The sequence below is a fragment of the Xenorhabdus thuongxuanensis genome, from assembly GCF_001908095.1.
Lineage (GTDB): Bacteria > Pseudomonadota > Gammaproteobacteria > Enterobacterales > Enterobacteriaceae > Xenorhabdus > Xenorhabdus thuongxuanensis.
Genome location: NZ_MKGR01000001.1, coordinates 83,202 through 108,627, shown reverse-complemented (window position 1 = coordinate 108,627; position 25,426 = coordinate 83,202). Strand labels below are relative to the sequence as shown.

General features: G+C 42.1%; 21 protein-coding genes. 10 read left to right on the top strand and 11 right to left on the bottom strand.

What is annotated here, in order from left to right; genetic code table 11:
* Positions 1-41: 41 nt before the first annotated feature.
* The 5 genes from artM to Xentx_RS00475 form a co-directional block, all read right to left on the bottom strand.
* A complete protein-coding gene (gene artM / locus Xentx_RS00495; RefSeq protein ID WP_074018497.1) occupies positions 42-710 on the bottom strand; it encodes an arginine ABC transporter permease ArtM in 669 nt (222 codons plus the stop codon).
* A complete protein-coding gene (gene artQ, locus Xentx_RS00490; protein ID WP_074018313.1) occupies positions 710-1,426 on the bottom strand; it encodes an arginine ABC transporter permease ArtQ in 717 nt (238 codons plus the stop codon). Before artQ ends, artM begins: the two co-directional genes overlap by 1 nt.
* Before the next feature lie 11 nt (positions 1,427-1,437).
* Entirely contained in the window at positions 1,438-2,175 is a 738-nt protein-coding gene (artJ, locus tag Xentx_RS00485; RefSeq protein WP_074018496.1) for an arginine ABC transporter substrate-binding protein, read from the bottom strand.
* Positions 2,176-2,347: 172 nt separating this feature from the next.
* Positions 2,348-3,076 carry an arginine ABC transporter ATP-binding protein ArtP gene (gene artP, locus Xentx_RS00480; RefSeq protein ID WP_074018312.1) on the bottom strand — a complete coding sequence of 243 codons (729 nt, stop codon included), beginning with the start codon at positions 3,074-3,076 and terminating at the stop codon, positions 2,348-2,350.
* Between the two features lie 239 nt (positions 3,077-3,315).
* The gene (locus tag Xentx_RS00475) at positions 3,316-4,218 is read right to left on the bottom strand and encodes a LysO family transporter (protein WP_074018311.1); all 903 of its coding nucleotides are present in this window, start codon (positions 4,216-4,218) and stop codon (positions 3,316-3,318) included.
* A gap of 220 nt (positions 4,219-4,438) precedes the next feature.
* Here Xentx_RS00475 and Xentx_RS18415 point away from each other — a divergent pair, with 220 nt between their 5' ends.
* The 3 genes from Xentx_RS18415 to macB are packed head-to-tail and all read left to right on the top strand — an operon-like array spanning position 4,439 to position 7,849.
* Positions 4,439-4,708, top strand: a complete 270-nt coding sequence (locus Xentx_RS18415; protein WP_083600834.1) for a DUF2813 domain-containing protein — start codon at positions 4,439-4,441, stop codon at positions 4,706-4,708.
* Between the two features lie 34 nt (positions 4,709-4,742).
* The gene (gene macA / locus Xentx_RS00465) at positions 4,743-5,888 is read left to right on the top strand and encodes a macrolide transporter subunit MacA (protein WP_074018310.1); all 1,146 of its coding nucleotides are present in this window, start codon (positions 4,743-4,745) and stop codon (positions 5,886-5,888) included.
* Between the two features lie 2 nt (positions 5,889-5,890).
* Positions 5,891-7,849, top strand: coding sequence for a macrolide ABC transporter ATP-binding protein/permease MacB (gene macB, locus Xentx_RS00460; RefSeq protein ID WP_074018309.1), 1,959 nt, complete (start codon positions 5,891-5,893; stop codon positions 7,847-7,849).
* Between the two features lie 64 nt (positions 7,850-7,913).
* On the opposite strand, the gene cspD is transcribed toward macB, so the two are convergent.
* The gene (gene cspD / locus Xentx_RS00455) at positions 7,914-8,141 is read right to left on the bottom strand and encodes a cold shock-like protein CspD (RefSeq protein ID WP_074018308.1); all 228 of its coding nucleotides are present in this window, start codon (positions 8,139-8,141) and stop codon (positions 7,914-7,916) included.
* A 326-nt stretch (positions 8,142-8,467) separates the two neighbouring features.
* On the opposite strand from cspD, the gene clpS reads away from it, so the two are divergent.
* Together clpS and clpA are read left to right on the top strand one after the other, a co-directional pair.
* Positions 8,468-8,788, top strand: coding sequence for an ATP-dependent Clp protease adapter ClpS (gene clpS, locus Xentx_RS00450; RefSeq protein ID WP_074018307.1), 321 nt, complete (start codon positions 8,468-8,470; stop codon positions 8,786-8,788).
* A gap of 32 nt (positions 8,789-8,820) precedes the next feature.
* Positions 8,821-11,106: an ATP-dependent Clp protease ATP-binding subunit ClpA gene (gene clpA / locus Xentx_RS00445; protein WP_074018306.1), complete on the top strand. Its 2,286-nt coding sequence runs from the start codon at positions 8,821-8,823 to the stop codon at positions 11,104-11,106.
* A 143-nt stretch (positions 11,107-11,249) separates the two neighbouring features.
* On the opposite strand, the gene infA is transcribed toward clpA, so the two are convergent.
* From infA to trxB, 5 genes are all read right to left on the bottom strand, one after another.
* A complete protein-coding gene (infA, locus tag Xentx_RS00440; protein ID WP_047767507.1) occupies positions 11,250-11,471 on the bottom strand; it encodes a translation initiation factor IF-1 in 222 nt (73 codons plus the stop codon).
* 163 nt (positions 11,472-11,634) lie between these two features.
* Positions 11,635-12,324 carry a leucyl/phenylalanyl-tRNA--protein transferase gene (aat, locus tag Xentx_RS00435; RefSeq protein WP_074018305.1) on the bottom strand — a complete coding sequence of 230 codons (690 nt, stop codon included), beginning with the start codon at positions 12,322-12,324 and terminating at the stop codon, positions 11,635-11,637.
* Positions 12,325-12,332: 8 nt separating this feature from the next.
* The gene (gene cydC / locus Xentx_RS00430) at positions 12,333-14,093 is read right to left on the bottom strand and encodes a heme ABC transporter ATP-binding protein/permease CydC (RefSeq protein ID WP_074018304.1); all 1,761 of its coding nucleotides are present in this window, start codon (positions 14,091-14,093) and stop codon (positions 12,333-12,335) included.
* Between the two features lie 2 nt (positions 14,094-14,095).
* Positions 14,096-15,865 (bottom strand): heme ABC transporter permease/ATP-binding protein CydD, encoded by a 1,770-nt coding sequence (cydD, locus tag Xentx_RS00425; RefSeq protein WP_074018303.1) that lies wholly within the window; start codon positions 15,863-15,865, stop codon positions 14,096-14,098.
* 103 nt (positions 15,866-15,968) lie between these two features.
* The gene (trxB, locus tag Xentx_RS00420) at positions 15,969-16,928 is read right to left on the bottom strand and encodes a thioredoxin-disulfide reductase (RefSeq protein WP_074018302.1); all 960 of its coding nucleotides are present in this window, start codon (positions 16,926-16,928) and stop codon (positions 15,969-15,971) included.
* 849 nt (positions 16,929-17,777) lie between these two features.
* On the opposite strand from trxB, the gene lrp reads away from it, so the two are divergent.
* The 5 genes from lrp (at position 17,778) to serS (ending at position 25,285) form a co-directional block, all read left to right on the top strand.
* Positions 17,778-18,272, top strand: a complete 495-nt coding sequence (gene lrp, locus Xentx_RS00415) for a leucine-responsive transcriptional regulator Lrp (RefSeq protein ID WP_074018301.1) — start codon at positions 17,778-17,780, stop codon at positions 18,270-18,272.
* A gap of 133 nt (positions 18,273-18,405) precedes the next feature.
* Positions 18,406-21,846 carry a DNA translocase FtsK 4TM domain-containing protein gene (locus Xentx_RS00410; protein WP_074018300.1) on the top strand — a complete coding sequence of 1,147 codons (3,441 nt, stop codon included), beginning with the start codon at positions 18,406-18,408 and terminating at the stop codon, positions 21,844-21,846.
* A gap of 72 nt (positions 21,847-21,918) precedes the next feature.
* Positions 21,919-22,530: an outer membrane lipoprotein periplasmic chaperone LolA gene (gene lolA / locus Xentx_RS00405; RefSeq protein WP_074018299.1), complete on the top strand. Its 612-nt coding sequence runs from the start codon at positions 21,919-21,921 to the stop codon at positions 22,528-22,530.
* A gap of 7 nt (positions 22,531-22,537) precedes the next feature.
* Positions 22,538-23,881 (top strand): replication-associated recombination protein A, encoded by a 1,344-nt coding sequence (locus tag Xentx_RS00400; protein WP_074018298.1) that lies wholly within the window; start codon positions 22,538-22,540, stop codon positions 23,879-23,881.
* Positions 23,882-23,995: 114 nt separating this feature from the next.
* On the top strand, positions 23,996-25,285 hold the full coding sequence (gene serS, locus Xentx_RS00395; protein ID WP_074018297.1) for a serine--tRNA ligase: 1,290 nt from the start codon (positions 23,996-23,998) through the stop codon (positions 25,283-25,285).
* Positions 25,286-25,426: the final 141 nt, after the last annotated feature.

Sequence of the window (25,426 nt, the reverse complement as noted above, 5' to 3'; positions counted from 1 at the left end):
GGCAGGAATAGTGAAATCAGATAATTGAGTGTGGATGCTGATTAATTGCGCTGTTCAAATGATAAGGCTCGGTGTTCAATTATACGCATCAACAGTGTCAAAAGACCATTTATGCAGAGGTAAATAATACCCGCGGCAATAAATACCGTTGCATCATAACTACGCCCAAATTGAAGCTGACTATATCCCATGATGTCTAATAATGTGATGGTACTGGCTAGTGAAGTGCTCTTGAAAATCAGCACAATTTCATTGGAATAGGAAGAGAGCGCTCGCTTAAAAGCATAAGGTAGCAGAATGCGCATAGAGTGCGCTTTGGACATACCGAGAGCCTGACAAGATTGCCATTGTCCGACAGGAATTGCTTTGACAGCACCGTAAAATAGCTGGGTTGAGTAAGCTGCACTATTCAATGTAAGTGTGACCATTGCACATAGCCACGGTTCTGATATAAGTTGCCATAACCAAGGATATTCTTTGAGCGATGGAAATTGCCCTGGTCCGTAGTAAATCAAGAAAAACTGAACGAGGAGTGGGGTTCCGGTAAATAGTGTGATATAGCTTTTTACCAATTGAGAGATCACAGGCAATTTCATTGTCAGGATCATGGTCAAGACAATAGATAGTATAAATGCAGCCAGCAATGCTGAGAAAGTCAAACTAAGGCTGGTTTGTAAGCCAGGTAAAATTTCTTTGATATATTCAAACATCATGAAGCACTCCGTTCAAAATGAGTGGCGCGTATTTCAAGCTGTTTGAGAATAAATTGGCTGACTAGGGTGATTATCAGATAGATCATAGCAACAATCATATACCATGTGAACGGTTCCTGAGTTCGGGTTGCAATACTTTTTGTTTGTAACATCAGATCATTAACGCTGATTAATGAAACCAATGCAGTATCTTTTAATAAAACCAGCCATTGATTACCAAGCCCTGGCAGGGCATGGCGCCACATTTGAGGCATAATCAAGCGAAAAAAGATGCGACTTTGACTTAACCCCAGCGCCTGGCTAGCTTCCCATTGCCCTAGCGGAACCGCTTTTAATGCCCCCCGTAGCGTTTGTGAAGCATAAGCAGAATAGAGCAGAGACAGGGCAATAACGCCGCACAGGAAAGGGCTGACATCAAAGTTGTCAATTTCTATCTGTATTTTAAAACGCCAGACAATAAGATTGATATCAAAACCTTCAGACAGCGTAATGAGGAATTGTGAACTGCCAAAATAGATGAAGAGAACAACTAAAATTTCAGGTAATCCTCGGATCAAGGTAACCCAGCAGGAGCCCAAAAAAGCAATAGGTTTCCAGCGAATGGATTCCCATGCAGCCAAAAACATTGCCAGAACTAAACCGACGACAAGAGAAGAAACGGCAAGGCCGACGGTGACTCCGGCGGCACTGATTAAAGAGTGAAGTTCATTCATTAGGATTGAGTTTATTGTTTAAACCATTTTTTGTAGATGGTGTCGTAAGTACCGTCTTGTTTAACTTCCATTAGTGCTTTGTTCAGTTTATCCAGCAACTCAGTATTACCTTTGCGAACTGCAATACCTAAACCGATACCAAAGTAGTTTTTGTCTGTCACCTTATCGCCAACCGTGCTTAATTCTTTATTCTTTTTTAGCCATTCATTGACGACGGCAGTATCACCGAACAACGCATCAATTCGACCATTTTTTAAATCGAGGATTGCATTTTGATAGCTGTCATAAGGCACGGTCTTCAGCTCCTTATGTTGCTCCATCAAATACTTCTGGTGTGTAGTGCCATTCTGGGTACCTACTTGCTTACCTTTGAGGTAGGCAACTTGAGCAAACTTCCCTTTGGTAGCAACGAAAATGGCAGAGTTATCATAATAAGTTTGGGTAAAATCAACTTGTTTTTGGCGATCTGGAGTGATGTCGATACCCGCCATCAAAACATCAAAACGACGGAATTTTAAGCTGGGAATGAGGCTATCGAAAGCTTGGTTGGTGAATGTACATTCTGCGTTGAGCTTTGCACATATGGCATTCGCCAAATCGACGTCGAATCCTTGAATCTTATTGTTTGCATCAATAAATTCAAATGGAGGGTAAGTTGCTTCCGTCGCAAAACGGAGAGTTGATTTCTCCGTTGCGGTTGCTGACAAGGTCACTGCACTTAATAAGGCCGCAAACAATAATTTCTTCATAGCAATATCCTGTTGTTTATGAACTTTATGGTTGATAACTGCTTTGATGTTTGTTTTGTAATCGATTATCGATATATCCACTTCATCTTTCAAGCTGCTATTTTACAGGGGGGTAGTAGCTTGAAATCTATCGAGTTTATAGATCCAATATGATGTTTCAGTGTGATAAATTTCAGTGTGATAAATAGTGAGCAAAGGCTTTTGTTTGAGGATGCATAAAATGTGTAGCGTCACCTTTTTCGATAATGCGTCCCTGTTCCATGTATACAACTTGACTTGATGTTTTGCGAGCAAATTCCACTTCATGAGTCACTATAACCTGAGTGATACCAGTTCCTGCTAGCTCTTTTATAATATCAATGACTTGGGAAGTGATTTCGGGATCGAGTGCAGCAGTGGGTTCATCAAACAATAGAACCTGAGGTTCCATCATTAATGCACGTGCAATGGCAACCCGTTGTTGTTGTCCACCGGAAAGGTGCAGTGGAAAACGGTTGGTGAATTGGTCCAAACGAAGTCGGGAAAGGAGTTTTGCCGCTTTTTCCCGTGCTTGTTGTTTGGATTGCTGTAATACTCGACAAGGTGCTTCAATTAAATTATCCATCACGGTTAAGTGTGGCCATAGATTATATTGTTGAAAGACCATGCCAACTTTTTGGCGCAATGCGAGAATTTCTTTGTGGTTAGGTTGTTGTTTGAAATCAAATTGGTGCGTTACCACATTGAGTAACCCAGAACGAGGCATCTCCAGTAAATTCAACACACGCAGCAAAGAACTCTTTCCAGCCCCACTAGGCCCCAGCAACACAACAGTTTCTCCCGAATCACATTCAAAATTGATATCGAAGAGAGCCTGATGTGAGCCATAGAAACAATTTACGTTTTTTAATTGAATGCTCATGTGAAAAATATGAATAGTTAATTGATTGGTGCGATATTAATCCCATAAGAATAATTATGCAATGATATCTGCATAAAATTGTTATTTTAATCGAATTAATAAGTTAACTAATCAATTTTCCGACATTTTTCAGATCTTCTTTCACTCTTTTTATTAGCTATATAGCTTAATTTTTATATTAAAAATTTTTTTATTCAATTTATATACTAATCTAGGATTACTTTTTATGCGTAAACCATTTATTGGGTAAACAATGCGATGAACAAAGGAGTTAGTAAGCTCAATATAAAACCATGAACGATGGCTGTCGGTACGATATTGACACCACCACAGCGTTGTAAGATTGGTAAGGTAAAGTCAATTGAGGCTGCTCCTGTTAAACCTAATGCGGTTGAACGGTAGCGATTTATTAGCATGGGAATAAGCATAATGGACGCCAATTCACGAGCTAAGTCATTGAAAAATGCAGTGCTACCAAGCACAGGCCCGTAAGCGTCGGAAATTAAAATACCGGAGAGGGAATACCAACCGTATCCTGATGCAATGGCAAGGCCAGTTTTAGTCGGTAATCCCAGTAAAAATGCAGCCAGTACACCACCTAACAGAGAACTAATGGCAACCACGATAGCGATAATCGTACCACGACGATTCAACAGTGTTTGCTTTAAGCTCATACCGTTATTGCGCAGTTGAATTCCAACTAGAAAGAGTAAAAAAATCAAGGCAATTTCGCTAGCTCGGTTGGAAAAATGAAACACTGACCAGCCTGTTAATCCAATCAGAAATCCCAATACTAATGCACCGCATAATTTGACAGAATCCAGAGCCATATGTAATCGGGAAGGGGGTTTTTCCTGTTTATGTGTATTAATAATCCACGGATCTCGTTTATCCAAGAGGAAAAGCATTAGCATATTAATTATAAAAATGCACAGGAAAAATGTTGTTGCATACAGCAAGATGGAAAGTAAATGATCGCCCAGGTTTTCTAGCATCGCAAGGCTGATCCCCATCAGAATGAGAATGATATAAACCATGACATTGAGTAGCTGATGAACGAGGGTTAGCGTCGATTTATTATTCAGATGAATAACGTAGCCCAGAGCCAAAGGCAGGAGAATAATTAATAATCCTGAGTACATGATCCACATCCTTATCCAATAAAAAACATTTCTTATCTGATCTTAATAACGAAAACGAGACGAAAAGGGCAATAAATATACAGAGAAAAAATTTACATTGAAATAACAAGTAGGATAAAGGGAAACATACTGAAACTCAACGCACTTTTTAATCTCCCATAGAATAGGAGTGATAAATAAAATTAAGTAAATCCGATATAGAAAAGGGGGAATGTAGGAGATAAACCGATTATCACCTAAACCGGAACTCTATCGTTTTAATGAGTTTGATTTTTATCACTCTAGGGATGAAAACTCTGCAAGAAAACGTGATTTACAAATTATTCTACCATTCAGTGAAAAACAGATTGGAGGGTATCATACAACCCGTTTGCGTAATTTACGTCCCTTGTGGGTTGGTTCTGAGCGGATATCCGCAAGTTTTCTTATCAGAAATATCCCGTTGATAGGGTTTGTTTATGTTTTTTACAGTAAAGTGCAAGTGAAGTAATTAGATAGCATATTTTAATGGTGGGTATTTGTTGATGAAACTTCTTTCTACCAAGTATCGCAGGATTGGAGCTGGGCTTGTTCTCATAGCTATTGTCTCTGTATGGTGCTATTTTTTCTATCTGCCAAAGCCTATCACATATCAGACCAGTGCAGTGATAAAGGGAGATTTTGGAAGAAATGTTCTGGCGGTGGGTAAATTGGATGCGGTCAGTAAAGTTGACGTAGGGGCTCAGGTTAGTGGTCAGTTGAAAGAGCTCTATGTGAAATTGGGGGATAAGGTTAAACAAGGCCAATTACTGGCATTGATTGATCCACAGACAGCAAAGAATGCTGTGGAGGAAATTCAGGAAACAGCAAAATCACTGGAGGCTAACCTCCGTGGGGCGCAGGCTGAATTAAAACTTGCGCAGCTCAAAGTAAACCGCCTGAAGCATTTGTTTAAACTACATTTAACATCCCATCAAGAATTGGACTCCAGCATAACAGATATGCAGTCTAAGGCTGCCAGAACTGACGACTTGACAGCACAAATTAAGCAAAATAAGGCCAAACTTGATACGGCAAAAACGAATTTGCAATATACCAGAATTACTGCCCCAATAGAGGGCATTGTGACAGATATTAAAACATTCCAAGGACAAACCGTGATTGCTGCACAGCAAGCACCGACCATCCTGACACTTGCAAATCTCGATACCATGATTGTTAATGCAGAAGTATCGGAGGCTGATGTCATCAATTTAGAGCCCGGACAGAAAGTCTCATTTACCATTTTAGGGGCACCAGGAAGGCAATTTCACAGCGTCCTGAAAGATATTTTACCAACACCGCAAGCTGTAAATAACGCTATTTTCTACTATGCCCGCTTTGAATTACCTAATCCCAAACATATTTTGCGTTTGCAGATGACTGCCCAAGTAAAAATAGAGCTTCAGACTCTGCATAATGTATTGATGATCCCAATTTCAGCTTTGGAGATATCTTCTCACCAATATACGTCTTCAGCTCAATCTTTATCTTCTACGCAATATGAAGTGAGTGTCTTGCATAATGGCAAAGCAGAAAAACGTAAAATCACGATAGGAGCCTTTGATAACGCTAATGTTCAGGTGCTCTCTGGATTGAAGGAAAGTGAACGTGTGATCACCGGTCGCAGCGATAGTAGCGTAGAGGAGTAATAATGAGCACGTTACTGGAACTAAAAGGCGTTAGTCGTAGCTATCCGGCTGGAGAAGAACAAGTCACTGTTCTGGATAATATTTCATTATCTATACAGACCGGAGAAATGGTGGCTATTGTTGGAGCTTCCGGTTCAGGTAAGTCTACTTTAATGAATATACTTGGCTGTTTGGATAAACCTAGCAATGGAGAATATTGGGTTGCAGGAAGAAATATTGCTGACTTGGATAATGATCAGTTGGCAGAGTTACGCAGGGAATATTTTGGGTTCATTTTTCAGCGCTACCATTTATTGACTCATTTGACCGCTGAACAAAATGTTGAGATTCCGGCAATTTATTCCGGTATTTCCAAAATACAACGTCGTAAGCGGGCTATTGAATTGCTAAAGAGCCTTGGATTGGCAAATCGGATTAACTATCGACCAAGCCAACTTTCAGGTGGACAGCAACAACGGGTCAGTATTGCCAGGGCACTTATGAATGGTGGCCAGGTCATTCTTGCAGATGAACCGACAGGCGCATTGGATAGTACTTCCGGCCGTGAAATGATGGATATCTTGAAGAAACTCTGTCAACAGGGACATACGGTTGTTATTGTTACTCACGATCCCAATATTGCGGCACAGGCGCAAAGAGTGATTGAAATTAAAGATGGGCGTATTGTTAGTGAGGTGCGCTCTTCTAAACATCAAACATTGTCTCATATCTCTTCGGCTGTAGATACAGAAACTGTTAATGTAAAAACCTCTCCAGTGCAACAAATCTGGGGACGTTTTAATGAAGCTTTATTGATGGCATGGCGCGCCATGAGTGTGAATAAGCTACGTACTCTGTTAACAATGCTTGGAATTATAATAGGCATTGCTTCTGTCGTAACGATCTTAGTGATTGGTGATGCAGCAAAATCGATGGTGTTATCACATATTAAATCTATTGCCACTAACTCCATAACGATTTATCCGGGAAAAGATTTTGGCAGTGATAACGCTTTGGATATGCAGGCATTGAAACTTACTGATATTCCGGCAATAAAATCTCAGCCCTATGTTCAGGCTGCTTCTCCCGAATTTGTGAATAGCGGGCGTTTGCGTCAAGGGAATATGGATGCTAAAGCACAAATATCGGGAGTAGGAAGTGATTTTTTTCAGGTATATGCCATGAAGCTTTCTCAAGGCATCCCTTTTACTTCAGACATGATTGAGCGTCAGTCTCAAGTGGTTATCATTGATGAGAAAACACGTAAGAAGTTCTTTTCTTACCAGGATAATGTGATAGGCAAAAAGTTACTGTTAACAAATATGCCCTTGACAGTGATAGGGGTAATTGCTAGCGGGCAAAATCTTTATGGCAGTGATGCATTACAAGTTTGGGTACCTTACAGTACGATGAATAGCCGTTTGATGAATCAAAGTTACTTGAATTCGATCGTTGTCAGATTGAAAGATGGCTATGAGTCCAATGCAGCGGAAGAAAAACTTAATCAGTTGTTGATGTTCCGCCACGGTAAAAAAGACTTTCACACTTATAATGTGAATAACACTATTAAAATAATGGATAAAACAACACGGACGATGCAAATATTTTTAACGTTAGTTGCGGTAATATCCTTGGTTGTCGGGGGAATTGGTGTCATGAATATCATGTTGGTATCAGTTACCGAACGTACAAGAGAGATTGGTATTCGTATGGCAGTAGGAGCCAGAACCAGTGACATTATGCAGCAATTCCTTATTGAAGCCGTTTTGGTTTGTTTAATAGGGGGGATACTGGGGATTATTCTGTCATACAGCCTTTCTTTTATGGCGCAATTAATGTTACCGAACTGGAATTTCGTTTATAACATCACTGCATTTATCATCGCATTTGGTTGTTCAACGGCAATAGGGATAATATTTGGTTTCCTGCCTGCAAGAAATGCTGCTCACCTCGATCCTATAGAGGCTTTGGCAAGGGAATAAATAGCACGCCACAAATAAGCTTATTGTCTATTTGTGGCGTGGAAATTACGAATTTATCGGGTCACTATTTTTTTGATTTTGAACCATTTTCCAGGGGTACAATGAGACTGGCATGGTTACCTTTAGGGCCTTGATGAACGCTAAAGTTCACTTTTTGTCCAGCTTTCAGCGTCCTATAACCATCCATCTGAATGGTTGAATAGTGAGCGAATATATCCTCGCCCCCGCTGGCTGGGCAGATAAATCCAAAGCCCTTTGCATTATTGAACCATTTAACAGTACCTGTTTCCATACTTCTCTATCCCTCGTATCACGATTTCGGGTTTAGGAGTCACTAAAAAATTCAAAATATGAACAAACGCCCAGACAGGAAGCGGTGTTCATAAAATATACTGTAGTGAAATTCATTATGTCGTCAAGCATATAAACAACATCAGGTTGTCTTAAATGACTAAAGTTTGATATAGGTAACGGTATCCGATTTTTAGGTAAAATTCTGCTCCGCTAATCAAGGAGGGAGGTAAGCAGAGTACTTTATGAGGTGATAAAATATATAACAGTAGGATGAATTAGTTCATACTAAAATCCAGTGGACAGTTAATACCCAGCGGAAGAATAATGACTGAGTTTTATAACAATTTGAAAGTTGAAGAATTTATTGAGGATGATGCAAAACAAAAGTTACAACCACCATCCATGTATAAGGTTATTCTTAACAATGATGATTATACCCCTATGGAGTTTGTGGTTGACGTACTGCGAAAGTTCTTTTCTTATGATGTTGAACGAGCAACGCAACTAATGCTGGATGTCCATTACAAAGGGAAAGCAATTTGCGGAATTTATACGGCAGAGGTCGCAGAAACTAAAGCTGCGCAAGTGAACATGTATGCTAAGGAGCACGAGCATCCGTTACTTTGCACGCTGGAAAAAGTCTGATCTGGCTTACTGAAATTTAGGAGGAGGTGCTTATGCTCAATCAAGAACTGGAACTTAGTCTCAATATTGCTTTTGCCAAAGCAAAGGATAACAGACATGAATTTATGACTGTAGAGCACCTGTTGCTGGCGTTGTTAAGTAACACATCAGCGCGGGAAGCACTGGAGGCTTGTAAAGTCGATCTGGCAATGTTACGCCAAGAGCTAGAAAATTTTATTGCAGAAACCACCCCCCTACTATCTGAGAATGATGACAGGGATACACAACCTACACTAAGTTTTCAGCGTGTTTTGCAACGTGCGGTGTTTCATGTTCAATCTTCGGGGCGTTCGGAGGTTTCAGGGGCGAACGTCTTAGTTGCTATTTTTAGTGAACAGGAGTCCCAGGCTGCTTATTTATTGCGTAAGCACGACGTCAGTCGTTTAGATGTTGTGAATTTTATCTCTCATGGCACGCGTAAAGATGAATCAGATAATGATGCCCATCATAGTATCAATCCGGTTCCGGAAGAACAGGTAGTTAGTGAAGATCGATTGGAGAACTTCACAACCAACCTGAATCAATTGGCACAGAAAGGGCAAATTGATCCGCTTGTTGGCCGTCATAGTGAATTGGAGAGAACTATTCAGGTACTCTGTCGTCGCCGTAAGAATAATCCTTTGTTTGTTGGAGAATCGGGAGTTGGTAAGACGGCCATTGCTGAAGGGCTTGCATGGTGTATCGTGCAAAAGAATGTTCCCGAAGTTATGCAGGATTGTACCATCTATTCTTTGGATATTGGCTCGTTGTTGGCAGGTACAAAATATCGCGGCGATTTTGAGAAGCGCTTCAAGTCTTTGTTAAAAACGTTGGAGCAGGATAGTAAAAGCATTCTCTTTATTGACGAAATCCATACTATTATTGGTGCGGGTGCTGCCTCAGGTGGGCAGGTGGACGCAGCTAATCTTATTAAACCGCTGTTGTCCAGTGGGCGTATACGGGTAATTGGCTCAACGACTTACCACGAGTTTAGCAATATTTTTGAAAAAGATCGGGCTTTGGCTCGTCGGTTCCAAAAAATTGACATTCTTGAACCTTCTTCTGAAGAAACGGTACAAATTATCAATGGGCTGCGTACTAAATATGAAGCACATCATGACGTTCGTTATACAGCGAAAGCTATTCGGGCAGCAGTTGAATTATCTGTGAAGTATATTACCGATCGTCATTTACCGGATAAAGCCATTGATGTTATTGATGAGGCTGGAGCAAGGACCAGGTTAGTGCCAGCTAGTCGCCGTAAGAAGACTATTAATGTTGCCGATATTGAGTCTGTTGTTGCTCGTATAGCCCGTATTCCAGAAAAAACTGTGTCAGCCAGTGATAAAGATGTATTGAAAACACTGGATGAGCGTTTGAAAATGTTGGTCTTTGGTCAAGACAAAGCAATTGCCGCCTTGACAGAGGCCATTAAGATGAGCCGTGCCGGATTGGGACAGGATCATAAGCCAGTAGGATCTTTCTTGTTTGCAGGACCTACGGGGGTGGGGAAAACAGAAGTCACAGTCCAACTTGCCAAGGTAATGAATGTCAAATTATTGCGATTTGATATGTCAGAATATATGGAACGCCATACAGTCAGCCGTTTAATCGGTGCTCCTCCGGGTTATGTTGGGTATGATCAGGGAGGATTATTGACCGATGCAATCATCAAACATCCTCATTCTGTACTGTTATTGGATGAGATTGAAAAGGCTCATCCTGATGTATTTAACCTGTTATTACAGGTTATGGATAATGGTACATTGACCGACAATAATGGCCGTAAAGCGGATTTTCGCAATGTTATTTTGGTGATGACAACCAATGCAGGGGTACGTGAAACACAGCGTAAAGCCATTGGGTTCACTGAACAGGATAATAGCACGGATGGTATGGAAGAGATAAAACGGATTTTCACACCTGAATTCCGTAATCGTCTTGATAGCACCATTTGGTTTGATGCACTCTCTTCTGAAGTTATTCAGCAAGTTGTTGATAAATTTATCGTCGAGTTACAAGCCCAACTGGATGAAAAAGGTGTTTCTTTGGAAGTCAATGCAGATGCCCGCCAATGGTTATGTGACAAAGGTTATGATAAGGCGATGGGAGCACGTCCTATGGCCCGTGTAATTCAGGATAATCTCAAAAAACCACTGGCGAATGAGTTGCTATTTGGCGCTTTAGTGCATGGAGGCTCAGTCAAGATTAAACTTGATAAAGTTAAACAGGCATTGGTATACGATTTTAAGAGTGCCCAAAAATCGAATAAAAAGAGAGCAGAAGATGCTGTGCTGTAACGTTATAGACGGTATAAAACGGAATAAGTATAAGCGATATTAGTGATAGAAACTGGTAACTGACTGGTGATAAAAAAGTTTGTAATCACACCACAGGTGAATTCTGAAAAATGCCGATCACCTGTGGTGTTAAGGTAACTTAATCAGCGGCTACGGAAAGTGATGCGTCCTTTTTCCGGATCATATGTAGTTAGCTCAACTGTAACCTTGTCCCCTGTCAGGATGCGAATATAGTTTTTACGCATTTTTCCTGAGATGTGAGCAGTGACAATGTGTCCGTTGTCTAATTCAACGCGAAACACAGTATTTGGCAGTGTTTCTAAAACAGTACCTTGCATTTCAAAATTAGTGTCTTCTTTGGCCATCTAATCCTCTAAGTGTAACAACCATAGTTTTTAACCGGCAAGATAATGCCGAAAAACCATCATTATGTAAAGGAATGTCGTATTTTAAGCCATCATTTTACATACGATAATATGCTGGCTAATGACATTCCCACCATGAACAGCATTTATTTCTAAGAGATGATTATAAATCCAGCTTTTGTGCAGACCAGCAGCCTGGTTGCAATGACTGTTTTCTTAATTGATAAAGATGCTGGAGAAACTTTTCTCTCGAAATATTTTTAGCACCCAATGATTCTGTATGGTGGTTTAATACCTGACAATCAAATAGATGACCACCATGACGTAAAAAATGGTGATAGAATGCGATAAAAGCACACTTGGAAGCATTCTCCATTTTGCTAAACATCGATTCACCACAAAATAGTGTACCGACACAGACACCATATAAACCACCTACAAGTTGATGGTCATGCCAAACTTCAATTGAATGGGCTAAACCTTCTTTATGTAAGGCTTGATAACCTTTTTGAACACCTGGCCCAATCCAGGTGCCTTCTTGTCGTTGGGCACAATTATATATCACTTCATCAAAAGCATAGTTTACCGTGATTTGGTAAGTATGCTTGCGAATAAATCGACGTAGTGTCCGGCCAATATGTAATTCTCCTGGAATCAACACGGCCCTAGGATCGGGAGACCACCATAAAGGCGGCTCATCAGGCGAATACCACGGAAAAATCCCCTCATGATACGCTACCTGTAAACGTTCTGCACTTAAATCTCCTCCAAATGCCAATAAGCCATTTGGTTCAACTAGCGCATTGGTAGGATGGGGGAATTCATATGAGTTACCCAGTTGAGCTATCGACATAAGTTGAATCACCTTTGCTCAGAATAGCTCTGTAGCTGATGAAACTGTTGTCGCTGATAAAATTGGTAGTAACGCCCTTGTTGAGCTAGTAACGCATTGTGCTTACCTTGCTCGATAATGCGCCCTCCATCCATAACGCAGATCCGATCCATGTGTTGCAAGCCTGTGAGTCGATGGGTAACGATAATCAACGTCTTATGTTGACAACTACGGTGTAGCAGCGACAGAATTTGTTGTTCTGTATCAGTATCAAGTCCTTCAGTGGGTTCATCCAACAGTATTAAAGGGGCATTGTGCAACAATGCTCTGGCAATACCCAAGCGACGCTGTTCTCCACCGGAAAGCTGACGCCCGCCTTCACCCATCCAACAGTTTAGCTTTTTATCAGTGTCTAGCAAGTACCCTAAACCTACTTGTTGCAGTACGGTTGTTAATTCATCGTCATTAGCATCTGGTTTTGCCAATAAGAGATTTTCACGCAAAGTATGGCTAAAGACATGTATCCGTTGCGGAACGATAGACATCATTGAACGTAATGTTGACTCATCATAGTGGGAGATAGGGTTCTGATTGAGTTGAATCTCACCGCTATTGACGTCCCAGGCACGTGTTAATAATTGCAAAAGCGTTGATTTACCACATCCTGTTTTCCCCAGTAAAGCAATATGTTCGCCTGATGTCAGGGATAGAGATATATTTTTCAATACTGGCTGTGGCTGGTCAGGGTAGGTGAAATCAACATTTTTTATTTCAAGGCTGAGCTTGTCATTTGCTTGCGGTCCATGGGAAGGGAAGGTGACTTCCGGTTTTTGGTGCATCAACTGAGAAACACGAGTCGCAGATGCAATGACTTGCCCCATGTGTTGGAATGCCACTGTGACTGGCCCAAGTGCTTCGAACGCAGCAAGGGTGCAGAATGTAAACAGTGCTATTAATGCTCCTGCCTGACTATTGTCTCCCACACTTGCCGCCGCCAGCCACAAGATCAGTGTCACCGTCATACCAGTGGAAAAAATCATGATGGCTTGTGAGAGTCCGGTCAAATTGGCTTGTTTTTGCTGATTTTTTAGCCAATTATTTTCAATCTCTGTCATGGATTGACGGAAGCGCTTGAGTGCGCCAAATACGCTTAACTCAGCTTGCCCCTGCAAGGCGCTGGTAAGTAATATACGATACTGACTGCGTTGTTGGGTAATGTTTCTGCCATAAGGTTTTCCTGCGTGGTAAAACACACAAGGTAATATCAGCAGCAGCCCTAGCATAATACCGCCAATAGTATAGGCGAGGGTGATATCAAGGAAGCCCAGGCCGAATGTCAGAACGAGAATGACGACGAATGCGGCGAGGACAGGAGAAATAACTCGCAGATACAAGTGATCCAGTGTTTCGACATCCGCAACAAGCCTATTTAACAACTCACCTTGACGAAAACGAGCAATGCCTCCAGGAGAAAGGGGCAGTATTTTTTGAAATGCGAAAACACGTAAATGTGCTAATACCCGGAATGTTGCATCATGGCTGACAAGCCGTTCACCATAACGGCCAGCAGTTCGAAAAATAGCTGCACCACGAACACCGGCAGCAGGTAGCATATAGTTGAACGTATATAACCCTGCGAGTCCAGCCAAGGCTGTGCCAGCAAGGAACCAACCAGAGAGTGTTAGCAACCCAATACTGGCTAGCAGCGTCACAATTGCCAATACCATACCTAAACTAATGAGAAACCAATGGCGGCGGTAGAGCGCGAAAAATGGGAGTAATACACGCATGATTAAAGCTCCACACTACGGTGAGATAACAAACGAGAAAATACACTTTGAGACTGGCTTAAAGTTTGATAATCACCTTGCTCAATCAGCAATCCATTTTCCATTACCCAAATCTGGTCATACGATAGCGTTTCTTCTAATAAGTGAGTGACTAATAATGTGGTTTGTTGATGTGAGGCCTGATTTAAAGCCATCATCACACGCTGTTCGCTATGGGCATCAAGGCTGGCGGCTGGTTCATCCAATAGCAATAATTGGCAAGGATTTAACAACGCTCGTGCTACCGCAATACGCTGGGCTTGTCCAACAGACAGGCGAGCAGCGTTGTCACCTATCACTGTATTGATTCCATCTGGAAGGTCGTCAATAAACTCACTAACATAAGCCCGTTCCATCACATCCTTGATTTGTTCTTGCGTTGCGTCATATTGACCAAGACGAATATTATCAAGTAGTGTTTGTTCTGGCAGATGTGGGTTTTGCCCAACCCAGCTTAAATGTTCGCGCCATTTGGTGAGATTGAGTTCACGCAACTCAATTCCATTGATTTTCAAGGAACCATGATAAGGTAAGAATCCCAGCAATACATTGATCAACGAACTTTTGCCTGCACCACTTTTTCCAACTAGAGCAATTCGTTGGCGCTTATCAATTGTAAAATTCAAAGGACCAGCAAGACGATGTCCATCGTGGGACATAATTTCCAGACCGCGGGCCTCAATAGTAACGGGTTTTTTATCTGATAGTGTTTTCTCACCGCTACTTGCGACTTGTTCTCCATCGCTGTTAAGTAAGGTGAAGAGCGATTCTGCCGCTCCGACTGCCTGGGCTTTGGCGTGATAAAACGTACCTAAATCGCGCAGTGGTTGAAAAAACTCAGGTGCGAGGATTAACGCGAGGAAACCTGCAAACAGCGTAACACCGATGCCATAGCTACCAAAGTGCAATTCTCCCAAATAGGAAAAGCCAAAATAAACAGCAACAACGGCAATGGAAATAGCGGCAAAAAACTCTAAAACCGCTGAAGATAGGAATGCCATGCGCAGAACTTCCATCGTTCTGCGACGAAAGTTCTCTGTCGACTCCGTGATTTGTTCAACTTCCGCATCCCCTCGATGAAACAGGCGCAAAGTTTCCAAACCCCGTAAACGATCGAGAAAATTACCGCTTAATCGGCCGAGAGCAACAAAATTGCGCCGATTGGCATCTGCGGCTCCTAATCCCACCAATGCCATAAACAGAGGAATCAATGGAGCGGTGACAAATAAAATCAATCCTGCGGCCCAATTAATTGGAAACACAGTAATTAGGATTAAGATAGGGATCATCGTAGCAAGAGCAATTTGGGGTAGATAGCGAGAGTAAAAATCCTGCATGTCTTCTATCTGCTCCAGGATAATGGTTGCCCAGCTTCCGGCAGGTTTCCCCTTAACCCACACTGGACCTAGTTGTTCGAGTTTATCTAGCACCATATTGCGAATTTGTTGGCGTACAACTTTGCCACAAATAAACCCGACACGCTCCCGAACAGCATTGATAATTGCTCGTAATGTAAAAATAGCGGCCAACATTAGAAATTGGTCGATAAGGTTTTCACGGGGAACATTGTCCATAATCAGGGCTTGGAGGATTGTCGCCAAGAGCCAGGCCTGAGAAATAATCAGCAATCCACTGATTAAGCCAAGTAGCATTGATAAACGAAGCCACCGACGGGCAGGAGCAGTTTGCTGCTTCAGCCATCGAACAAGTTCAGATTGTCTTGTTTTGTCCATAAGAAAAATTTCTGATTAGTGGGTAATGATACGGAATATCAAAACAGGCTGTATGTTACCTATTAAAAAGCGCTATCGAAATAGCGCTTTGGGGAAAGATAGATTATTTGGTTGCCAATCCGTCAAGAAAACGTTCAGCATCCAATGCAGCCATACAGCCTGTACCAGCTGAAGTGATAGCTTGGCGATACACATGATCCATAACATCTCCGGCGGCAAAGATACCTGGAATAGAAGTCTGGGTGGCATTACCATGCAAGCCAGATTGGACTTTGATATATCCGTTTTCCAATTCTAGCTGACCATCAAAGATGCCAGTATTTGGACTATGGCCGATGGCGATGAAAACGCCAGTAACATCCAGTTCTTCGGTGTTGTCACTTTTCGTATCACTAATGCGGATGCCAGCAACACCCATATCATCACCCAGAACTTCATCCAATGTACGATCAGTATGCAGAATGATATTACCGTTCTTCACTTTCTCCATCATGCGGTCAATCAGGATTTTCTCTGAACGGAAAGTATCACGACGGTGAATCAAATGTACTTCAGAGGCAATATTCGCCAAATACAGTGCTTCTTCAACGGCAGTATTACCCCCACCGACTACAGCAACTTTTTGTTTACGATAGAAAAACCCATCACATGTTGCACAGGCAGATACACCTCGACCTTTAAAAGCCTCCTCGGAAGGCAATCCGAGATAACGGGCTGAAGCACCTGTCGCGATGATTAAAGCATCACAGGTATATTCCTGATCATCACCAAATAAACGGAATGGTCTGTTTGAGAAATCAACTTTCTGAATATGGTCAGAAATGATTTCTGTTTGAAATTTTTCGGCGTGTTGGAACATACGATCCATCAAACCTGGGCCAGTCAGCCCTTCAGGATCACCGGGCCAGTTTTCAACCTCAGTCGTGGTGGTCAATTGGCCGCCTTTTTCAACCCCAGTAATGAGGACAGGATTTAGATTAGCGCGGGCTGCATACACAGCAGCGGTATAACCAGCAGGACCTGAGCCAAGAATGATAAGTTTACTGTGTTTGGCTGTGCTCATGAATACCTCATTTCCATTATCGCATATTGCAGATTTAGGGATTGTAGGAGAAATAATAAGTTAAAAAAAGCGATTATCAGATAAAATATTCACGTTATTAACGATATTACCGATAGATAGCAATTATGATGTAATCGTATTGTAAGAGACGATAGTTTAATTTTTTGAATTGAACATCATTTATACATATTTGACATAAAATAAGCTATCAAAACGATTTATTGAAAATTTGTTTGGTAGGTTGTTCTGATTTTTGTTCATTTACTTTGACAATCGGCTGTGCATTTGCGAAAACATCTGTGCAAGAGATAATTATCTACCTCGCTAATCAATTGTTTTTATAAAATAGACAAATTAGTGGGGGAAATTTTCTCATAGAATATAAAAATTGCCGTTAAGTTGTTTCTGAAAAGCTTAGTGTTTTAGGAGCTAGTATCTTGAGAGATAGTGTCCTGGGAAATGATGTTTCTGAGAGGCGATATTCTGGTAAATCGTGTTGTATCCCTAATGGATTCAAGTTGCAATGCGGCGGCAAGGGAACAAAACCTCAAGCGCATAGAAACTAATATGAGTGATGAGTGGCTGATATGTGGATAACTGAGTGATTGGGGTGAGTGAGCACAGCAACATAACAGCAACTTGGAAAGTCAAAGGGATAATTAATCGAATTCTAGGAAATTGTAGTCTAGAAGATTGTATTTTTGGAGATTGTTTCTAGGAATTGTAGTAGTCCTCAAACCTTGGTTACAGATTACACTTTAACCTTTGTAGACATCTTTTCCAGCTCAACCGATTGAAAGAGATAGGGAAAATGTTTTAGGTGTAGGAATATAAAGAGAGAGCAATAAGATGATAGATAATAAGAAGCGTCCAGGAAAAGATCTTGATCGTATAGATCGTAATATCCTTAACGAGTTGCAAAAAGATGGCCGTATTTCTAATGTGGAGTTATCCAAGAGAGTTGGTTTGTCACCAACACCTTGTCTGGAACGTGTGCGTCGCTTAGAGCGTCAGGGCTTTATCTCTGGTTATACGGCTTTGCTGAATCCTCATTATTTGGATGCATCATTGCTGGTATTTGTTGAAATTACGCTGAACCGAGGTGCAGCAGATGTATTTGAACAATTCAATACTGCTGTTCAGAAACTAGAAGAAATCCAAGAATGTCATTTAGTTTCTGGTGATTTTGACTACTTGCTGAAAACACGTGTGCCAGATATGTCTGCATATCGTAAATTGCTCGGCGAAACTTTGTTACGTCTTCCTGGTGTTAACGACACCCGTACTTATGTTGTAATGGAAGAAGTGAAACAAAGTAACCGTTTGGTGATTAAGCTTCGTTAAGCTTTCATCTAAAATGTACAGATGCAAAACAGGCAAAACTTAGGTACACTCCTGTTTATGTATACAGTTTCAACGCTGAGCTACCCTCAGCGTTGTTCCATTTTAATCAACAGAAAAACCTGGAGAGTCTTTCTTGAACCAGGAATATACAGAAGACAAACGTGTTAAGTTAAAGAAGATAAGCAGTGGCCGCCGGCTTCTGGAAGCCGTTCTGTTGGTTATTGCTATCTGTGCTGTGTACTTGATGGTAGTGCTTATCAGCTTCAATCCATCTGATCCCAGTTGGTCACAGACATCATGGCATGAACCTGTCCACAATTGGGGCGGCAGTGTTGGTGCTTGGTTATCTGACACACTATTCTCGGCATTTGGTATTCTTGCCTATGCAGTCCCGCCCTTTATGTTGTTAGGTTGTTGGAATGCTTTCCGTCAGAAAGATAGGCAAGAGTACATTGATTTCTTCACACTTGCATTACGCGTCATTGGTGCTTTAGCCCTGATACTGACGTCATGTGGTTTGGCTGCACTCAATATTGATGATTTAAATGATTTTGCTGCTGGTGGAGTCATAGGCAATTTATTCAGTAATGCGATTTTGCCTTGGTTCAACATCTTGGGGGCAACATTGGCTCTGCTTGGCATTTGGGCCGTTGGATTCACATTGTTTACAGGATGGTCATGGCTCACGATTGCAGAAAAAATCGGTGCAGTTATTCTGGATTCACTGAGTTTTGTAGTCAATCGTGGCCGCAATAATGTTGAATATGACGAAAATGATTTAGAAACTACGTTAGTTTCCGAACACTCAGCCAGTGAACAAAAACATGCGGAGCATGTAGATAAACATGAAATGGTTGAATCTGTGGTTGCTACTGAAACGCCAGACGCAGATGAAGATGACGTATTACTGACAGCCCCAACATTAGTCGAATTAGCTAATACAGATCCGATATTACAGCCTGCACCCGTTTCTCCGGTTATGGAAGAAAACGGTTCATCCGAGAAAACTGAACATTCGCTTGATCTTGAGGATACACCTCAGCCAGCTATATCGACAGTAGCAACCTCTCCAGCATTTGATCAACCTCAGGAACAGGAACCCGTTCGCTATTCTTTTGAATTGCCGGATGATTACCAATCAGATACAAATCCACAATCAGATGATTTTTCTCAGGTTATTTCAAATCTATCCACGAACAGTTTTGCTGGTACGAATACGAATTCACAAGATGATGTAACAGATGCATTTACGCTTCCTGAAAATGATAATGCCAATTTTAAAAATACAGCAGCGGATATTGCGAGCTCTGCTATAGTGGCGAGGAATCCACAGATTAAACAAGGTATTGGTCCTGAAATGCCGCGTCCTAATCCTGTTAGGATCCCAACACGTCGCGAATTGTATGGTATCAAAGTGCCTTCTCACCGTTTGGCAGAACACATGCAGCGGAAAGAGAAAGAGAGGCAGAATGAGCTGATTGCAGAAGCTAATGAACACCGAATGGATGCCCAACAGCAAGACATGTTGCGTCAGCAATTCCTCGAACAGCAACGTGAGCGCTATGGTGCTGATTTTGAGGCAGGAAATAGAGAGTCAGAGTCTCGTGAAGAAAGTACGCCGATAGATAAGCAACCAACGGTAGCTGATGAGTTGACGAAAAATAGTGCAGATAAACAGATCATAGACGAACAGCCAATAGATGAACAAAAAGCGCAGGAAGAAGCGTTGCGGATAGCGTTTGAGCAACAGCAACGTGAACGTTACCAACTAAATCAACCTGAGCCTACTGAATTTGTATTCATGTCAACAGAGCCAACGGCTCAACAAATTCAGGAAAAAAATACAGCAATTGTTCTTGATTCTTACGTATCGAAAAATCAGCATATTTTTGCGCAGCAACCGCAGCAACCGCAGCAACCGCAGCAACCGCAGCAACCGCAGCAACCGCAGCAACCGCAGCAACCGCAGCAACCGCAGCAACCGCAGCAACCGCAGCAACCGCAGCAACCGCAGCAACCGCAGCAACCGCAGCAAGATAGTTTGTTCCACCCATTTTTGATGCGTAATGATCAACCATTGCCAAAACCAACGACGCCGATGCCTTCTTTGGATCTTTTGGCTGAACCACCGGCGGAAGAAGAACCGGTTGATATGTTTGCACTTGAGCAAACCTCGCGTTTAATTGAAGCGCGTTTGAACGATTATCGTGTTAAAGCGGATGTTGTTGGGTTCTCTCCAGGGCCTGTCATCACACGATTTGAATTGGATTTAGCTCCTGGGGTGAAAGCTTCGCGTATTTCTAACTTATCACGTGACCTCGCTCGTTCGCTTTCAGCGGTAGCCGTCCGTATTGTGGAAGTTATTCCGGGAAAACCTTATGTTGGTTTAGAATTACCCAATAAAAAACGCCAAACAGTTTATCTGCGGGAAGTTTTGGACTGTGATAAATTCCGTGATAACCCTTCACCGTTAACTATCGTTTTAGGAAAAGACATTGCAGGGCAGCCAGTTGTAGCTGATCTGGGTAAGATGCCTCACTTATTGGTAGCAGGAACTACTGGTTCGGGGAAATCGGTAGGGGTCAATGCGATGATCCTTAGTATTCTGTATAAAGCGAAACCAGAGGATGTACGCTTTATTATGATTGACCCGAAAATGCTTGAGTTATCGGTTTATGAAGGCATTCCGCACTTATTGACTGAAGTTGTTACCGATATGAAAGATGCAGCCAATGCATTGCGTTGGTGTGTAAATGAAATGGAGCGACGCTATAAGCTGATGTCAGCTTTAGGTGTGCGTAACCTTGCGGGCTATAACGACAAGATCAAGCAAGCCGAAAATATGGGGCGGCCTATCCCTGATCCGTTTTGGAAACCAGGTGACAGTATGGATGTAACTCATCCTATGTTGAAAAAAGAACCTTATATTGTTGTTATGGTTGATGAATTTGCTGACTTAATAATGACAGTAGGGAAAAAGGTAGAAGAATTAATTGCACGCTTGGCTCAGAAAGCACGAGCGGCAGGTATCCACTTAGTATTAGCAACTCAGCGTCCTTCTGTTGATATTATCACCGGGCTGATTAAGGCAAATATTCCGACACGTATTGCATTTACAGTATCCAGTAAAATAGATTCTCGTACCATTCTTGATCAAGGTGGTGCAGAATCATTGCTTGGCATGGGAGATATGCTTTATTTGGCGCCAAACTCCTCCATTCCTGTACGTGTTCATGGTGCATTCGTGCGCGATCAAGAAGTGCATGAAGTAGTGAATGACTGGAAAGCCCGTGGTCGCCCTCAATATATAGATAGTATTGTCAAAGGAGGAGAAGACGGTGAAGGCAGTATGGGATTTGATAGCGACGAAGAGCTAGATCCCCTGTTTGATCAAGCGGTTGAATTTGTGGTCGAAAAACGTCGCGTCTCTATTTCGGGTGTGCAACGTCAATTCAGGATTGGATATAACCGAGCGGCTCGGATTGTCGAACAAATGGAAGCACAACAAATAGTTAGTGCACCTGGGCATAATGGCAATCGTGAAGTTTTGGCACCTCCGCCGCATGAAAATTAATTATCGCTGTGAAATGTAAACAGTATCGACAATTGATGGCTGATAATAAAACGAATTGAAGGTATCTTGCACATGAAAAAACTGATGTTGATTGGTTGTCTGATGATGGGTATGAGCATGGGTTCTGCTTGGGCTGATGCGATGCAGGATCTGCAAGGGCGTTTGGGAAAGGTGAATAGTTTTCATGCCAGTTTTACTCAAACAGTAACTAGCAATGATGGTTCAACAATCCAACAAGGAGAGGGAGAACTTTGGATCAAACGTCCTAATTTGTTTAACTGGCATATGATGTCACCTGATGAGAGTGTTTTGGTTTCTGATGGTAAGACACTGTGGTTTTATAATCCTTTCGTCGAACAGGTGACTGCAAATTGGTTAAAAGAAGCGACGGGAAATACGCCATTTATGCTGATTGCACGCAATGATCCTGCCGATTGGAAACAGTACAAAGTTATGCAAAACGGCAATAATTTCGAACTGATTCCCCATAATACCAATGGCAATTTAAGACATTTTTCAATTACCGTGACACCAGAAGGAACAATCCAAAAATTTACTGCCGTTGAACAGGATGGGCAAAAAAGTGCTTACCAATTGAAAGGGCAGCAAAATATAAACGTGGATGCGGCAAAATTCAAATTTACCATACCGGAAGGTGTCACGCTGGATGATCAGCGCCAGTGAGGTTTAAGTGAACAATCTTTCTCTCGATTTTTCACAAAATGAATTTCAGCCACTGGCCGCAAGAATGCGGCCAGTCACATTAGATCAGTATATTGGCCAGCAACACTTACTGGCGGAAGGAAAACCTTTGCCGCGAGCCATCCGAACTGGTCACCTTCATTCCATGATTTTGTGGGGACCTCCCGGAACAGGAAAAACAACACTAGCTGAAGTGATTGGTTATTATGCACAAGCTGATATTGAACGCATTTCGGCAGTCACTTCTGGCATAAAAGAAATTCGTGAATCCATAGAAAAAGCACGACAAAATCGTAATGCAGGGCGTAGAACTATCTTATTTGTTGATGAGGTTCATCGATTTAATAAGAGCCAGCAGGATGCGTTCTTGCCACATATTGAAGATGGTACGATCACGTTTATTGGTGCAACCACCGAAAATCCCTCCTTCGAATTAAATTCAGCCTTATTGTCGCGGGCTCGTGTCTATTTATTGAAATCACTTTCGACGGCAGAAATTGAACAGGTTCTTATTCAGGCCATGAACGATACAGAGCGTGGCATTGGCGGACGAAATATCGTATTACCGGATAATACTCGCCAAATGATAGCTGAGCTTGTGGCGGGAGATGCACGCCGCTCACTGAATTTGCTGGAGATGATGTCGGACATGGCAGAAACCAATGCGCAAGGGCAACGGGTTTTGACGCCGGAATTATTGAAAGAAGTGAGTGGGGAAAGGAGTGCCAGGTTTGATAATAAAGGTGATCGGTATTACGATTTAATTTCTGCTTTGCATAAATCAATCCGCGGTTCAGCACCTGATGCAGCACTTTATTGGTACGCTCGAATTATTACCGCAGGCGGTGATCCTCTTTATGTTGCCCGTCGGTTACTGGCAATTGCTTCTGAAGATGTGGGTAATGCTGATCCACGCGGAATGCAGATAGCTATTGCTGCATGGGATTGTTTTACGCGTGTCGGAGCGGCTGAAGGAGAAAGGGCGATCGCACAGGCCATTGTCTATCTTGCATGTGCACCGAAAAGTAATGCTGTTTATACCGCATTCAAGGCAGCTATGGCAGATGCGCAAAACAAACCGGATTATGACGTTCCTGCCCATTTGCGTAATGCCCCGACTAAGCTGATGAAGAAAATTGGGTTTGGTGAAGATTATCGCTACGCTCATGATGAGGCAAATGCGTATGCCGCCGGTGAAGTCTATTTTCCGCCAGAAATGCAACAAACACGTTATTATTATCCGACTGCCAGAGGGCTGGAAGGTAAGATAGGTGAAAAGTTAAACTGGCTAATGGAACAGGATCAAAATAGCCCAATAAAACGCTATCGTTAATTTTCCTGATACGGTAAGGTTTATATCCAACAATGCCAAATTACAGCTTTTAAGCTGTAATTTTTGACGATTTTTCAATAACCATTTTTCAATAACAACAAGCACAGGACTAGCATGCTCGATCCAAATATACTGCGTAATGAGCTAGACGCAGTCGCCGAAAAACTGGCTCGCAGGGGTTATACCCTTGATGTGGAGATGCTGCGCAAACTAGAAGAGCGCCGCAAAGTTTTGCAAGTTGAAACTGAAACCCTGCAAGCAGAACGTAATTCCCGATCGAAGGCTATTGGTGCAGCGAAAGCCCGTGGTGAAGATATTGAACCACTGCGTCAGGAAGTGAATCAGTTGGGAGAAAAGCTGGATTCAGCAAAAGCTGAACTGGAAACCTTACAGGCTGAAATCCGTAATATTGCATTAAGCATGCCGAATATTCCTGATGATTCTTCTCCTGACGGAAAAGATGACAGTGATAACCTGGAAATTAGCCGTTGGGGTGAACCACACCAATATGACTTTGAAATCAAAGACCATGTATCACTGGGTGAACTGACTGGCGGCCTTGATTTTGCGGCTGCGGTTAAATTGACTGGCTCACGTTTCGTAGTAATGAAAGGGCAGATCGCTCGTCTGCACCGTGCCATCACCCAGTTCATGCTGGATCTGCATACAGAGCAGCATGGTTATCTGGAAACTTACGTCCCTTATCTGGTTAACCATGATTCTTTATATGGTACAGGTCAGTTACCTAAGTTTGGTGAAGATCTGTTCCATACCAGACCATTGGAAGAAGAGTCTGGCAGCCATTATGCTCTGATTCCAACTGCGGAAGTTCCGGTCACTAACTTAGTGCGTGATGAAATTCTGGATGAAAGCGCGTTGCCATTGAAGATGACGGCGCATACCCCTTGCTTCCGTTCTGAAGCGGGTTCTTATGGTCGTGATACCCGTGGTCTTATCCGTATGCACCAGTTTGATAAAGTTGAATTGATTCAGATTGTTCATCCGGAAAAATCCATGGAAGCATTGGAAGAACTGACTGGGCACGCTGAGAAGGTATTACAGTTACTGAATCTTCCTTACCGTAAGATGCTGCTGTGCACAGGTGACATGGGAGCAAGTGCAAGAAAAACTTACGATCTGGAAGTTTGGTTACCAGCACAAAATACTTATCGTGAAATTTCCTCTTGTTCTAACACGTGGGATTTTCAGGCTCGCCGTATGCAAGCGCGTTTCCGTGGTAAAGATGACAAGAAAACCCAGTTGGTGCATACACTGAATGGTTCTGGTCTTGCGGTAGGTCGTACCTTGGTTGCTGTGATGGAAAATTATCAGCAGGCAGATGGTCGTATTGAAATCCCAGAAGTATTGCGTCCTTATATGAATGGATTGGAATACATTGGTTAATACCCTCTTTTCTTAATAAAAAAGCGCCGAATATGGCGCTTTTTTTACGAGTAACTATCATAAATTAACTTGTCTTATGGCTACCCTATCTTTCTAAAAACAAGGAAATAATCTGCATTTGTTAATAATATGGTTGATGTC

What these genes read in the sequence shown, in the direction of transcription:
- artM (WP_074018497.1), bottom strand. Translation starts at nt 710, where the DNA reads ATGTTTGAATATATCAAAGAAATTTTACCTGGCTTACAAACCAGCCTT.
- artQ (WP_074018313.1), bottom strand. Translation starts at nt 1,426, where the DNA reads ATGAATGAACTTCACTCTTTAATCAGTGCCGCCGGAGTCACCGTCGGC.
- artJ (WP_074018496.1), bottom strand. Translation starts at nt 2,175, where the DNA reads ATGAAGAAATTATTGTTTGCGGCCTTATTAAGTGCAGTGACCTTGTCA.
- artP (WP_074018312.1), bottom strand. Translation starts at nt 3,076, where the DNA reads ATGAGCATTCAATTAAAAAACGTAAATTGTTTCTATGGCTCACATCAG.
- Xentx_RS00475 (WP_074018311.1), bottom strand. Translation starts at nt 4,218, where the DNA reads ATGTACTCAGGATTATTAATTATTCTCCTGCCTTTGGCTCTGGGCTAC.
- macA (WP_074018310.1), top strand. Translation starts at nt 4,743, where the DNA reads ATGAAACTTCTTTCTACCAAGTATCGCAGGATTGGAGCTGGGCTTGTT.
- macB (WP_074018309.1), top strand. Translation starts at nt 5,891, where the DNA reads ATGAGCACGTTACTGGAACTAAAAGGCGTTAGTCGTAGCTATCCGGCT.
- cspD (WP_074018308.1), bottom strand. Translation starts at nt 8,141, where the DNA reads ATGGAAACAGGTACTGTTAAATGGTTCAATAATGCAAAGGGCTTTGGA.
- clpS (WP_074018307.1), top strand. Translation starts at nt 8,468, where the DNA reads ATGACTGAGTTTTATAACAATTTGAAAGTTGAAGAATTTATTGAGGAT.
- clpA (WP_074018306.1), top strand. Translation starts at nt 8,821, where the DNA reads ATGCTCAATCAAGAACTGGAACTTAGTCTCAATATTGCTTTTGCCAAA.
- infA (WP_047767507.1), bottom strand. Translation starts at nt 11,471, where the DNA reads ATGGCCAAAGAAGACACTAATTTTGAAATGCAAGGTACTGTTTTAGAA.
- aat (WP_074018305.1), bottom strand. Translation starts at nt 12,324, where the DNA reads ATGTCGATAGCTCAACTGGGTAACTCATATGAATTCCCCCATCCTACC.
- cydC (WP_074018304.1), bottom strand. Translation starts at nt 14,093, where the DNA reads ATGCGTGTATTACTCCCATTTTTCGCGCTCTACCGCCGCCATTGGTTT.
- cydD (WP_074018303.1), bottom strand. Translation starts at nt 15,865, where the DNA reads ATGGACAAAACAAGACAATCTGAACTTGTTCGATGGCTGAAGCAGCAA.
- trxB (WP_074018302.1), bottom strand. Translation starts at nt 16,928, where the DNA reads ATGAGCACAGCCAAACACAGTAAACTTATCATTCTTGGCTCAGGTCCT.
- lrp (WP_074018301.1), top strand. Translation starts at nt 17,778, where the DNA reads ATGATAGATAATAAGAAGCGTCCAGGAAAAGATCTTGATCGTATAGAT.
- lolA (WP_074018299.1), top strand. Translation starts at nt 21,919, where the DNA reads ATGAAAAAACTGATGTTGATTGGTTGTCTGATGATGGGTATGAGCATG.
- serS (WP_074018297.1), top strand. Translation starts at nt 23,996, where the DNA reads ATGCTCGATCCAAATATACTGCGTAATGAGCTAGACGCAGTCGCCGAA.